The 13,163-nt window shown below is 31.6% G+C and carries 13 protein-coding genes; 5 read left to right on the top strand and 8 right to left on the bottom strand.

What is annotated here, in order from left to right; all coding sequences use genetic code 11:
* Window positions 1-81 precede the first annotated feature (81 nt).
* Window positions 82-513 carry a deoxycytidylate deaminase gene (locus DFQ10_RS09045; protein WP_115817090.1) on the top strand — a complete coding sequence of 144 codons (432 nt, stop codon included), beginning with the start codon at window positions 82-84 and terminating at the stop codon, window positions 511-513.
* Window positions 513-2,123, top strand: a complete 1,611-nt coding sequence (locus DFQ10_RS09040; protein ID WP_115817089.1) for a S41 family peptidase — start codon at window positions 513-515, stop codon at window positions 2,121-2,123. Before DFQ10_RS09045 ends, DFQ10_RS09040 begins: the two co-directional genes overlap by 1 nt.
* Before the next feature lie 4 nt (window positions 2,124-2,127).
* Here the strand turns inward: DFQ10_RS09040 and DFQ10_RS09035 are convergent, their stop codons facing one another.
* The 3 genes from DFQ10_RS09035 to DFQ10_RS09025 are packed head-to-tail and all read right to left on the bottom strand — an operon-like array spanning window position 2,128 to window position 3,525.
* Complete coding sequence (locus DFQ10_RS09035) at window positions 2,128-2,733, bottom strand: FAD-dependent oxidoreductase (protein WP_115817088.1); 606 nt, start codon at window positions 2,731-2,733, stop codon at window positions 2,128-2,130.
* Window positions 2,733-2,933 carry a hypothetical protein gene (locus tag DFQ10_RS09030; RefSeq protein ID WP_115817087.1) on the bottom strand — a complete coding sequence of 67 codons (201 nt, stop codon included), beginning with the start codon at window positions 2,931-2,933 and terminating at the stop codon, window positions 2,733-2,735. Before DFQ10_RS09030 ends, DFQ10_RS09035 begins: the two co-directional genes overlap by 1 nt.
* A gap of 10 nt (window positions 2,934-2,943) precedes the next feature.
* Window positions 2,944-3,525: a MarC family protein gene (locus DFQ10_RS09025; protein WP_115817086.1), complete on the bottom strand. Its 582-nt coding sequence runs from the start codon at window positions 3,523-3,525 to the stop codon at window positions 2,944-2,946.
* A gap of 191 nt (window positions 3,526-3,716) precedes the next feature.
* Here DFQ10_RS09025 and DFQ10_RS09020 point away from each other — a divergent pair, with 191 nt between their 5' ends.
* Window positions 3,717-4,289 carry a DUF3109 family protein gene (locus DFQ10_RS09020; RefSeq protein WP_115817085.1) on the top strand — a complete coding sequence of 191 codons (573 nt, stop codon included), beginning with the start codon at window positions 3,717-3,719 and terminating at the stop codon, window positions 4,287-4,289.
* A 1-nt stretch (window position 4,290) separates the two neighbouring features.
* Here DFQ10_RS09020 and DFQ10_RS09015 read toward each other — a convergent pair whose 3' ends face one another.
* Entirely contained in the window at window positions 4,291-6,267 is a 1,977-nt protein-coding gene (locus DFQ10_RS09015; protein ID WP_115817084.1) for a tetratricopeptide repeat-containing sensor histidine kinase, read from the bottom strand.
* Between the two features lie 3 nt (window positions 6,268-6,270).
* Entirely contained in the window at window positions 6,271-7,005 is a 735-nt protein-coding gene (locus DFQ10_RS09010; protein ID WP_115817083.1) for a LytR/AlgR family response regulator transcription factor, read from the bottom strand.
* Window positions 7,006-7,815: 810 nt separating this feature from the next.
* Here DFQ10_RS09010 and DFQ10_RS09005 point away from each other — a divergent pair.
* The gene (locus DFQ10_RS09005) at window positions 7,816-9,090 is read left to right on the top strand and encodes a ribonucleotide-diphosphate reductase subunit beta (RefSeq protein ID WP_115817082.1); all 1,275 of its coding nucleotides are present in this window, start codon (window positions 7,816-7,818) and stop codon (window positions 9,088-9,090) included.
* A gap of 30 nt (window positions 9,091-9,120) precedes the next feature.
* The gene (locus tag DFQ10_RS09000; protein WP_115817081.1) at window positions 9,121-10,911 is read left to right on the top strand and encodes a ribonucleoside-diphosphate reductase subunit alpha; all 1,791 of its coding nucleotides are present in this window, start codon (window positions 9,121-9,123) and stop codon (window positions 10,909-10,911) included.
* 76 nt (window positions 10,912-10,987) lie between these two features.
* On the opposite strand, the gene DFQ10_RS08995 is transcribed toward DFQ10_RS09000, so the two are convergent.
* From DFQ10_RS08995 to DFQ10_RS08985, 3 genes are all read right to left on the bottom strand, one after another.
* A complete protein-coding gene (locus DFQ10_RS08995; RefSeq protein WP_147299199.1) occupies window positions 10,988-11,407 on the bottom strand; it encodes a hypothetical protein in 420 nt (139 codons plus the stop codon).
* Between the two features lie 25 nt (window positions 11,408-11,432).
* The gene (locus DFQ10_RS08990; protein ID WP_115817079.1) at window positions 11,433-12,152 is read right to left on the bottom strand and encodes a DUF6503 family protein; all 720 of its coding nucleotides are present in this window, start codon (window positions 12,150-12,152) and stop codon (window positions 11,433-11,435) included.
* 116 nt (window positions 12,153-12,268) lie between these two features.
* Window positions 12,269-13,120 (bottom strand): OmpA/MotB family protein, encoded by an 852-nt coding sequence (locus DFQ10_RS08985; protein WP_115817078.1) that lies wholly within the window; start codon window positions 13,118-13,120, stop codon window positions 12,269-12,271.
* Window positions 13,121-13,163 lie beyond the last annotated feature (43 nt).

The raw sequence follows: 13,163 nt of genomic DNA, 5'->3' as shown, positions 1-13,163 counted from the left end.
CAGATAGTAAATTGGTTATAAAATACTAACCGTTTATATTCGTTACTTACAAGTGTACTCGGTACAAGAATAAATCTTTTAATGTCAGATATAAAACAATTACGTTACGATAAAGCTTATTTACGCATTGCAAAAGAATGGGGAAAATTATCCCATTGTAAACGCAAACAAGTTGGAGCGCTTATTGTAAAAGATAGAATGATAATTTCTGATGGTTACAATGGTACACCAACAGGCTTTGAAAACTATTGTGAAGATGATGAAGGTTACACCAAATGGTATGTGTTACATGCTGAAGCTAATGCCATTTTAAAAGTAGCATCATCCACACAATCTTGTAGAGGTGCAACGCTGTATATTACACTTTCACCTTGTAAAGAGTGTAGTAAGTTAATTCATCAAGCAGGTATTGTAAGAGTGGTTTATCATGAAGGCTATAAGGATTGTTCTGGAATTGAGTTTCTTGAAAAAGCAGGAATTGAAATTGAACTTATAGAAGATTTAAATGCCTAATGGCAACAAAAGATAAATACATACCACTAATTATTGGTGTTGCAATTGCGGCTGGAGTGATTATTGGCGGAAGATTGAATTTTTCTGACACATCGGATAATCTTTTTTCTACGAATAGTAAAAAGGATAAACTCAATCGTTTAATAGATTATATAGATTACGAATACGTTGAAGAGGTGAATACAGATAGCATCGTTGATGTTACGGTGAATGGTATTTTAAATAATCTCGATCCACATTCGTCTTACATTCCAAAAGAAGATTTAGAACGCATTACCGAAAATATGAAAGGTAATTTTGTTGGTATTGGTATTAACTTTTATCCTTATAAAGATACTATTGCTGTTGTAAAACCTACAGAAGGTGGTCCAAGTGAACGTGCTGGTATAATGAGTGGAGATCGTATTCTCTACGCAAATGGAGATACACTATATGGTCGTGATTTTGACTTTGATTTAATAGGTGAAAAGCTTAGAGGTGAGAAAAATTCTTCAGTAAAATTAACTGTTTTCAGAAAGGATGAAGATGATTTGTTAGAGTTTGAAGTGAAACGCAAAGAAATTCCTATTAAAAGTATAGACGCATCGTACATGCTAACGGACGATTTGGGTTATATAAAAATGAACCGTTTTGCGGAATCTACGTTTATGGAATTTAAAGACGCTTTAGACGAGCTTAAGGATTTAGGCGCTACAAAATTAGCTTTAGATTTAAGAGATAATCCTGGTGGTTTTCTCGGTATTGCAGAACAAATTGCAGATGAGTTTTTAGAAGATGATAAGCTTATCTTGTTTACTAAAGACAAAAAAGGAAAGGAAGAGCGTATCTATGCAACAAGGCGAGGGGATTTTGAAGAAGGAGAAATTTATATTTTAATTAATGAGAATTCGGCGTCTGCTAGTGAAGTTATTGCGGGAGCACTTCAGGATAATGACAAAGGAATTATTGTAGGAAGACGCTCTTATGGAAAAGGTTTAGTGCAACGAGAAATGTCATTAGGAGATGGAAGTGCAGTAAGACTTACGGTGTCTAAATATTACACTCCAACAGGTCGATCTATACAAAAACCATATACTAATGGAGACAATGAAAAATATTACAACGATTATTACAAGCGTTTAAGAACGGGAGAATTAGCAGATGAAGAAAATATTGTAGTTGACGATTCTTTAAAATTTACCACTCCAAAAGGGAAAGTGGTTTATGGAGGTGGAGGTATTATTCCGGATGTATTTGTGCCAGTAGATCGTTTATTTGATAACGAAACGATTAATTATTTAAGACGACGAGGGCATTTTGGCTATTTTGTATTTGAAGAGTTAGATAAAGATAGAACCTTGTATCAAGATATTACTAAATACGATTTTATTAATAATTTTGAAGTGAGTGACGATATTGTTGTTCGTTTTCAAGATTATGTTAATGAAAGAGAGCGTACCAACATTACTTTTGTAGCTTATAATGATGAGATAAGACGCATTATTAAAGCAACGCTTGCAAAACAATTATTTGATGATAATGCCTTCGAAGAAATTATTAATAAGGAAGACATTATGGTGCAAGAAGTGATTCTTTTAAGTACAGAATATCCAAGCTTTAAACAAGATTAAACTTCTATATTTTATCGTGAATTTTGGTTTGTTTTCCGTTATTCCAAAGCGTTAAAATATCTGTAGCAACATGCGCGCCACTTCCACTAGCTATAGCAAATTGACTACGCCAACCAGCTAAAGTGCCAGCAACGTACAAGTTTTTTTCAATAAGATGATCTGTGTTTTTTAACCAAATTCTATCTTTTTCAATAGCAGCTTTTGGGTGTGGTTCAATATAGTTTTCTAAGCCATTTATGGTCATTAAATTGGTGTAACCAACAGCGATAACCACAATTTTAGAATGATAGCTGTTTTTGTTAGTTTCAATTAAAAATCCATTGGTATTCTTTGTAATTGAAACAACTTTCTCGTTATCTATTTGATTAACGTGAGGATATAAATCACTAAGTTGTTGTAAGCCATCATTCAATATATCTGCACCTAAGGTTCCTGGTTTTAATCCAAGTACATTATTAAATAATGCATTTTGTAGATGTGATGTTTTCTGATGTGTAATAATACCAATGTGTTTACCTTCTGCAAAAGGTTTCGTTTTAGCAGAACCTAAGACTAGAGCGCAAGATAATCCAGCTGCACCAGCTCCAATGATTAATACATCAAAAGTCATTAACGTCGTTTGCTTAGTTTTTCAATCTTCTTAGAAATTCTAAGAATTTGCAATAAAATAATAGCACAAAGTGCAGCTACAATAGTGATTAATGCTGTTTGGCTTTCACCATCAAAAAGCGCATCAAAATTTAACTTTGTAGCATTAAAAATAATAAGTGCTAGAGCTATAACTGATAGGATAATTGTAAATACTTTCATGTTTTAAAAATTAAGCCAATAACGCTTTAATATTATGGGCAAAGAGTTTTACTGCGATTGCTAACAAAATTACACCAAATATTTTTCTTATTATGTTAATTCCATTGGATCCTATTAGGCGCTCAATCTTAGCAGATGTTTTTAATACAATAAAAATAACAAGGACGTTGCTAATTACTGCGATGATAATGTTTTCTATAGCGAATTCTGCTCGTAAAGATAAGAGTGTGGTTAATGTTCCTGGTCCAGCCATTAAAGGAAATGCCAAAGGAAATACAGAAGCTGTTACTGCATTATGCTCTTCGTCCTTATAAAGTGTAATACCTAAAACCATTTCTAGAGCAATAAAAAATATAACAAATGCACCTGCTACCGCAAATGAATTAACATCAATACCGATTAGATTTAATAAACTTTTTCCTACAAAGAGGAATACAATCATTATAATACCAGCGATTATAGATGCTTTTCCACTTTGTATGTGTCCAACTTTTTTACGTAAGTCTATGATAATCGGGATATTTCCAATGATATCAATAACCGCAAAGAGGATCATGAAGGCTGTAAATATTTCTTTAAAATTGAGTTGCATTGCGTAATTTTTTTTCTTTGATATTTGAGCTTTAAATAGCTGATGGTTATTGTTTTATCAGCTAAAAACCAGCTAAGGTTTTCAAATTTTTTGCAAAGGTGCGATATTATTAAAGATTTTCAATATTAAATTGCGGTTAAGTTTTAGGTATTTATACTTTTGCACTAAATGCTAACTCACAGTAATTACATATGTTTCAATTAGGAAAAACAATAGTTTCAGAAGATATTATAGAAAAGGATTTTGTTTGTAATCTTTCGGCTTGCAAAGGTGCTTGTTGTATTGATGGTGATGCAGGTGCTCCTTTAGATAAAGCTGAGGTTAAAATATTAGAAGATATTTACCCTTTGGTAAAGCCTTTTCTTCGTAAAGAAGGTATTGAAGCAATAGAGCAGCAAGGCACATCAATAACTACAGATTTTGGTGATTTTGAAACGCCTCTTATTAATGGTGCGGATTGTGCTTATGTTATTTTTGATGAGAAAAAAACGGCACTTTGTGCTATTGAAGAAGCTTATAATCAAGGTGAGATTAAATGGAAAAAGCCAGTTTCTTGCCATTTATATCCTATAAGGGTTAGAGAATACACAGAGTTCTCTGGTGTTAATTACGATAAATGGGAAATTTGTGATGATGCCTGTACTTTGGGTAAAGAATTACAAGTGCCTGTTTATAAGTTTGTGAAAGAAGCGCTTATTAGAAAATTTGGAGAAGATTGGTATGCAGAGTTAGAAAAAGTAGCTGAAAAGCATAATGCTAAATAGATTAAAAATAACTGCTTTTAGAAGCTAGGCTATGGGTTGTATTAATCTTCTTAGTTGGGATTTGTAATGTTATTTTTGTGCCACTTGGAGTGTCATTTTCATACAAATCTTCTATGTCTAAAGTGTAAGAATTATGAAAAGATTCGGAGAAATTAGCCAACCTTGCTTTGGTAATATCAATACCAACAGAATTTCGTTTTAATTTTTTGTTATCATTAATTTTTCGGGCAGCTATTCTACCAATACCATTGTCAATAATTTCAACGGTAATAAAATTTGATGATTTTTTACTAACGATTAAATCAATTTTTTTCTGCTCTGTTTTTGAAGATAAACCATGCCAAAGCGAATTTTCTAAAAAAGGTTGAAGTACTAAGGAAGGTATTTTGGTTACTTCGGTATTTATAGAAGGGTCAACAGTAATATTGAAATCAATTTCATTGTCAAAACGAATGTTTTCAATATTCATATAGAGTTTCATGGTCTCTAGTTCATCGTTTAATGAGGTTTCTTTCTCTTTGGAAGCCATCAAAATTTTTCTAATTAATTTTGAAAACTTATTGAGATAATAAACCGCATTTTCTTTTTCATTATTTATAATGTAGAGCTTTATGGAGTTCAGTGAATTAAATATAAAATGAGGATTCATTTGGCTTCTGAGCATATCTTGCTCTAGAGTTAAGATATGCTTATCGCGCCTTAAGGCTTTTGTTCTATTTAAAATAAATAAAGCAGTGCCTAAAATGGCAAGAAGTAGTGAGGTGTAAAGTAGGATTTTCTTATTGCGCTCTAATCGTAAACGAACGGTTTCGTTTTCTAAAGCCAATGCCTTTATTTGGTTGTTCTGGTTTTCGTTTTCGTATTCTAAAACAATATCATTAACATATTGAAGATTTTGCTGAGTTAAAATGGTACTTTCTATCTCTACTGCTTTTTGGTAGTAGTCTAAAGCTGCTTCAAATTTTTTGTTTTTCTGATTTAGTTTAGATAGTAATTTGCTAGACTCTGCGACAGCTGATTTTAAATTATAAGAATTGGCAATGTTTAATGCCTTTTTTAAAGTTTTTTCAGCTAGAGGAAGCTCATTCATTTCAAGCTCTAACTGGCCAAGGTTAACATATGAAGATGTAATATAAAATTGATCGTCTAATTCTAATGCTTTTTCTAACGCATTTTTAATCATCGGTTCTGCTTCTGCGTAATTTTCTTGTTTAAGATAAATACGGCCAATACTATTGTAGCATATAACACGTCCTATTTCTGAGTCAATAGCATTATTATAACTTAAGGATTTGTTGTATTGAGATAATGCGACTTCCAAGTTGCCTTTAGCTTCTTCTGCATAGCCAATATTATGGTAATTAATCGCTAAGCCTAATTTGTTGTTGGCATTTTGTTCAATTTTTAATGATTTGTTAAATTGAGTAATGGCTAAATCATATTGGTTTAAGGCTAAGTAAATATTCCCAATACTATTTTGAGAAACGGCAATATTATGAATTATAGTTTGCGAAGGATTGATTACTGAATAGGCTGTTTTTAAAGCTTCAGTATGGTAGTCTAGTGCCAGTTTAACAACATCCATGCGCCTGTAAGCAACTCCAATCATATTAAGGCTAATAATTTTTAACTCAGTACTGTTGGCTTTTTCGGCATATTTCTTGGCTTCTTGGTGGTATTTTATGGATTGATCGTAATTAGAAATATCTCTATTTATTACACCTAGTGCATTTAATGCAAAACAAGAGCCTTCATTATAATTGTTCTTTTTAGAATCACTTAATAACTGCTTCATTTTTAGGCTATCCTTTTTAAATGGCTCTAAAATTGAATCTATTTGCGTGAATTGTATAAGCTTTTGGTTGTTGAGATAAGCTAATGTGTTTTCAAATTCTGGTTGTTGCGCAAAACTTTGTGATGTATAAAGAAGAATGACAACAAAGAGACTTAATAGCTTATGCAAGAAACGTAAATTCATTCGTTATAATTTTTCTAAAAAATCTGATTTGCGTTGTCTAGCTACTGGGATTTTTTGATCGCTATCCATTATTACGTAACCTTCATTTTTTATGAATGCTTTTATTTTGTTTAAATTAATAATGTAAGAGTTATGAATCCTAAAGAAATAATGTTCTGGTAAAATAGCATCAACCTCTTTTAGCTTTTTTGTGAGTACTATTTTTTTTTGATTTTGTAAAAAGAGTGTGCTATAATTACCATCAGATTCTATATACACAATATCATCTACATCTAAAAAAAGCAGTTTGCCATCTGTATTAATTGTAATTTTCTTTTTATCAAATTGCGAATTAAAGTTAGTAAGCATGCGTTCTAACTTTATAGAGTTAATAGTGCGATCGCTGTATTTTTGTATTTTTATAATGCATTCTCTTAAGTCGTCAGAATCTATAGGTTTTAAGAGATAATCAATAGCTTCATGTTTTAAGGCTTTTATTGCATATTCGTCATAGGCAGTAGTAATAACCACCGCGAAATCTTTATTTTTTAATTGCTCTAAAAATTGAAAACCACCAATAGTAGGCATTTGCACATCTAAAAATAAGCAATCTGGAGTATTTGATTCTAAAAATAACAAGGCTTCATCCGGATTAGAGAACGAGGAGATTACCTCAATCTCTTGACTAAAGTTGCTTAGTTCCCAAATGAGGCTTTGGATGGCTTTTGGCTCATCATCTACGATTACAGCTTTTAACATGGTTATAAGGTATTGAATATAAAGGTAGAAATATAATGAATGTTTACATGTAATTATGTGTGCAATGCATGGTTTTGTGTGTAGAATGCTAAAAACAATGGTCTTAAAATTGTGTCTCCATTTATACACTATTTTTTACCATTTACACATTACAAGAGTGAAAATAAGTGATTTATGGTGATATTTGGGTGATGAAAATGACCAAATGATACAGTAAATGGGGGTTTACTTTTTGGTTAAATGCTATTAATCAGTACTCATCAGGATTTTATAAAATTCTGAAATTTTCATTTCAGTGTTAATCGGTAATAAGCAATTTTTAATTGTTTATTATTTATTTTAGTTAGTTATTAGGGAAAAAAGGGCGTTATAAAACGCTCTTTTTTGTTTCTTAATTTTTATTAAAATACCTGATCAGAAGTATCAATAAAATCGCTTGCTGACATCGGTTTTAATGTGATTTAACTTACAATTTCTCTTATCTCTTTAGTTTTGTAAAATACTTATAGTCAGTTAATTAAGTTTATTTTTAATCAAATTGTGTTTTGTGGCTGATACAGCGGTTTGTTAAAAACTTGTTGACAATGTTTATAACAATGTCTTTCATTTCACCCTACATTTTTCAATCTTTGTTGAGGGCAAAATAATATAGATTTTTCTATTTTTTTTCAGTTTAGAAAAACAATTAAGATTCGCCTTTTTTATTCCTGTTTTAGGAAAAAATTATAACACGTTTTACGGATTTACTAGGAGTTTCTGAACAACTAACTATTGTTCTTATGACTATTTAGGCTTTAAATTAAAAGAAATATGGAGATTACTCAGATTATTAAAAGGGATTACGAAACAAGTCCGTTTGTTTTAAATAAAATTACAAATGCCATTGAAAAAGCAATGCTGTCTGTAGGAAATGGTACTAAGGAAGATGCCAATACTATTTCTGTAAATGTGTTACAAACGTTATTAGAAAGAAAGGGTAGAGATCATAATTATTTACCTACTGTAGAAGAGGTTCAAGATCTTGTTGAGGAAAAATTAATGACAAGTTCTTTTCCTAGTGTTGCAAAAGCTTACATATTATATAGAGACGAACAAGCACGTAGTAGAAAGACAAATATTTTTGAAAAGCGTATTAACTTAAAGCCTTATGAGTATCCTGAGCTTAATGAGTATGTAGATGCTATAAGACATTCTTATTGGATTCATTCTGAATTTAATTTCACAAGTGATATTCAAGATTTTAAAACAAGATTGACGGTTGTAGAGCAAAATGCTATTAAAAACACCATGCTTGCTATTTCTCAAATTGAAGTTGCAGTAAAATCGTTTTGGGGTGAGATTTACAATAAAATGCCTAAGCCAGAAATCGGATCTGTAGGAGCAACATTTGCTGAAAGTGAAGTGCGTCATCATGATGCTTATTCTCACTTATTAGAGATTTTAGGTCTTAATAACGAATTTAAAAACCTGAAGAAAAAGCCGGTAATAATGAGACGTGTTCATTATTTAGAAACTGCTTTAAAAAATGCTAAAAGTGAAGATAATAAAGAGTATGCAGAGTCAATTTTATTGTTCTCTCTATTTATAGAGCATGTGTCTTTATTCTCTCAGTTTTTAATCATTATGGCTTTCAACAAACATAAGAACATGCTAAAAGGTGTTTCTAATGTGGTTGAAGCAACGTCGAAAGAAGAGCAAATTCACGGAGATTTCGGAATTGATATTATTAAAATTATCAAAAATGAAAACCCAACATGGTTTGATGCAGAGCATAGCACTTTAGTAAGGGAATTATGTGAGGAAGCTTTTGTATCTGAAAGCAAACTTGTGGATTGGATTTTTGAAGCAGGAGAATTAGAGTTCTTACCAAAAGACGTAATTAATGAATTTATTAAAAACAGATTTAATAATTCATTAGAAAGTATTGGCATCGAAAAAGTATTTGATGTTGACGAAAAATTATTAGTACAAACCGAATGGTTTGACGACGAAATTATAGGAACAAAACACGGAGATTTCTTCGTGAAGCGTTCAATAAACTATGCAAAGAGACAAAAAAGTGTAACCGGAGACGACCTATTTTAAGACGACTTATTTTAAACCACAAACGACCATATGAACCAAGACATCAAAAACAAAGTGATTAAAGAATCAACAACAACATCAACATCTAGCCACGATGAATTAATTAAAGCTAGAAAAGAAGCCATTAAAGAAGCTAAATCAGAACCAGAAATAAAATGGTTAACAGAGCATAGTCGTCAATTTTTAGCCTCTGGTTATCTTACAGGTGATACAACACCAGAAGAACGCATTAGAGAAATTGCTAATAATGCAGAAAAAATATTAGGTATCGATGGTTTTGCAGATAAGTTCTATGGCTATATGGCAGAAGGCTATTACTCATTAGCATCTCCAGTGTGGTCTAACTTTGGAAAAAAACGTGGCTTACCAATTAGTTGTTTTGGTTCACATATTTCTGATGATATGGGAGATATCCTTTATACTCAGTCAGAAGTAGGAATGATGTCTAAATTAGGAGGTGGTACTTCTGGTTACTTTGGTAAATTAAGACACAGAGGTGCTCCTGTAAAAAATAACGGTGAGTCTTCTGGAGCCGTTCACATTATGCAATTGTTTGAAAAAATGGTTGATGTGGTAAGTCAAGGTTCAGTGAGAAGAGGTCGTTTTTCTCCATACTTACCTATCGATCATAAAGATATTCACGAGTTTTTAGAAATAGGAACAGAAGGAAATCCAATTCAAGAGTTAACTCATGGTGTTACTGTTGGTAATGAGTGGATGCAAGAAATGATTGATGGTGATGCTGATAAAAGAGCTATTTGGGCAAAAGTATTACAACGTAGAGGAGAGATAGGGTATCCTTATATTTTCTTTAGAGACAATGCTAATAACAATGCTCCAGATGCTTATAGAGATAACAAACATGAGATTTACGCAAGTAACTTATGTTCAGAAATTATGTTACCTACAAACGATCGTTGGTCTTTTGTTTGTGTATTGTCTTCTATCAACTTATTACATTATGATAAGTGGAAAGATACTGATGCTGTAGAAACCATGGTATATTTCTTAGATGCGGTATTAGAAGAGTTTATTACAAAATTAGAAGTGTATAGAGATTCTGATAGCCGTGACGATAGACATACATTTATGTTTATGGAGAAGGCTTATAATTTTGCTAAAGAAAACAGAGCTTTAGGTTTAGGAGCTTTAGGATGGCATTCATTACTACAATCTAAAATGGTAGGTTTTGATAGTAAAGAAGCATTCGATTTAAACAGTGAAATCTTTAAAACAATTAAAGATAAATCTGTAAAAGCATCAGAAGAATTAGCTAAGTTATTTGGTGAGCCAGAAGTATTAAAAGGTTACGGAAGACGTAATACAACATTAAATGCTGTGGCGCCAACAACATCTTCAGCCTTTATTTTAGGACAAGTATCTCAAGGTATTGAGCCAATTTGGTCTAATAGTTACGTAAAGGATATTGCTAAAATAAAAACAACCATTAAAAACCCTTATTTAGTAGCGCTTTTAAAAGAAAAAGGCATGAATACTAATGAGGTGTGGAGAAGCATTAGAGATTATGATGCTTCTGTACAACATTTAGAAGGACTTACAGATCATGAAAAAGATGTGTTTAAAACCTATTCTGAAATTGATCAAATGACCATTATTTACCAGGCAGCAAATAGACAAAATCACATTGACCAAGGGCAGTCTATTAATATTATGGTACATCCAGATATGCCAGTAAAAGATATTAATAAAATCTATGTTACCGCTTGGCAGTTAGGTGTAAAATCATTGTACTACCAACACAGTATGAATGCTGCACAGAAGTTTAAGCAAAAGAAAGAATGTTCTAGCTGTGAAGGATAAAATTCCGGCGAAAGCTGGAATCTGAATAAAATAAGTGTTAAAGAAAGCACCTTTTTCTTGGTTGAAAAGGTGCTTTTTAATTGTTTTTTAAATAATTCTTGGCATCACGAAAATTTAATTCTGTTTCATCAAAATATCTACTATTCCGTTTTTCGTCAAAAGCGGATTCATCAAATCGGTCTAAAGCAATTAAAAGCTGAAATATTGGCGTTTCATTTTTAAGATTGAATTCTTTTTTCAACCAATTTTTAAATTCAGGAATAATGCTTTTATCATTTGTTTTTGATAAAGCCCAATACGCACTCGTACGTTCATTGTTTTTTGTGTAGAGTCCTGAGTTCAATCCATTAATAATAATTGTTTTCAGTTCTGATGGTTTTAAGTGTAATAGATTAGATTCTTTTATCACTTCCTTTTCATATTTATCATGCCGATTTCCATTTTCTTTTTCGAAAATAAAAGCAGCTTCTATAAATTGATGATTGGTGAGTTTCATGTTTGTAAATAAGAAAAACGTGGTGTTATTCTTCAATCAAAGTATCTGTCCCCAAATACTTATCTGCTTTATTATAATACCAAGCTCTTACTTTAGGGATTTTAATATCATTTAAGAGGGTTTCTTCTGAAAGCAATATATATTCACCACTATCAGGTTTCTCTTTACCATGCTCATCGGTTTTAAAGAATTGATAGATTTCCATGGCATAGGTCTTTGGATTAAAATAGAAGTACCAAACATCACTACCTATAGCTTCATCATAAGTGACTTTTAAGACTAAATAATCTTTGCCTTTAAAAGTTTTCTTTTCAACCGTATCACTAAGATTGGTGCCTGCATCTTTCAACTTCATTGGTAAACCATATAAATACGAGTAGTAGTTTTTGTAGAGTGTAGCTCTATCGCAAGTCATGTTTTTGTCTTTCGCTTTAAGGCTGTCTAAAACTTTGCCATTATACTGCATTTGGCATTTGCCTTTATCTAATGTATACGTCGTGGTTACGGTATCTTTGGTAGCTGTGACGTTGAAATATTCAGCAGGTAAATTAATAGAAATAACACTTGTGCGTTTTGGTGCTTTTGGTGTAGTCATTACCACTGTAAACGTCTTATTAAAATGTTCCCAGTTGCCGTTTGGGTCGTGATAATTAATAGCATTATCTAATAACGCTTCTGAGGATAGGTTTTGACTAAGACCAGATAAAGAGCATAGAAGTATCGCTAGTGCAAGGAAAGATTTCATATCAATTATTTTTTCTACAAATTACAATATATGAAACAAAAAAAAGCATCCAATGCCGAATTTTACGGGAGGATGCTTTTTATAAATTTAGATAGATTTGTGCGAAAAAATAAATCTTACTTTGCTTCCATCATAGCAAAGAACTTATCAATATTTGGCATTAAAATAATACGTGTTCTACGGTTTTTAGCACGATTAGAACTAGAGTTATTTTCAACTAAAGGTTGGTAGCTACTACGACCAGAAGCTATTAATTGTTCTGGTGCAACTTTAAATTGATTCTGTAATTTTTTCACTACAGAAGTAGCACGTAATACACTTAATTCCCAGTTATCAGATATTTTAGGTGTGTTAATAGTTCTAGAATCTGTATGACCTTCTACCATAACATCTAAACTTGGCTCAGAGTTAATAACGTCTGCTAATTTCTGTAAAATTTTATCTGCTTTGTTACCTACTTTATAGCTTGCTGTGTTAAATAACATATCATCATCAATAGAGATCATTACAACTGTTTCGTTGATATCTACAACAATCTCGTCATCCTCGTTAAGATCACTAGTGTTAAGTGCTTTATTTAAATTATACTGAACCGCTAAGTTCATAGAATCTTTTAATGTTTTTGCACCTGCAAGTTTTTCTGGATTTACATTCTGTAAAGTTGCGCGCATTTTTTCTTTACTCGCTACAGAAGCAACATTACCATCTTTAGAAACTTCAAATTTTGCTTTATTTTCAATTTTTAGCCCTTCAACATTATCATTTAATGATTGAATTTTAGCGTTGTATTGATTGACACGAGCTTCAATTGCAGCAAATTTATTTTCTAAATCTTCTTTTTCTACACGTGTTTTAGTTAGTTCACTAACAGTTTCACCATGTTGTTGCTCTAAAGCCACAAATTTTTTCTTTGATACACAAGAGCTCAATAAAACTGCTGTTACTAATAAGATTGAAATTTTCTTCATTTTATAATTTTTGGTTATTATCTAATTTAAAGTTATATATACG

This window comes from Winogradskyella eximia, from assembly GCF_003386165.1.
Lineage (GTDB): Bacteria > Bacteroidota > Bacteroidia > Flavobacteriales > Flavobacteriaceae > Winogradskyella > Winogradskyella eximia.
The sequence above is the reverse complement of the archived record's forward strand: the minus strand, read 5'-3'. Positions and strand labels throughout refer to the sequence as shown.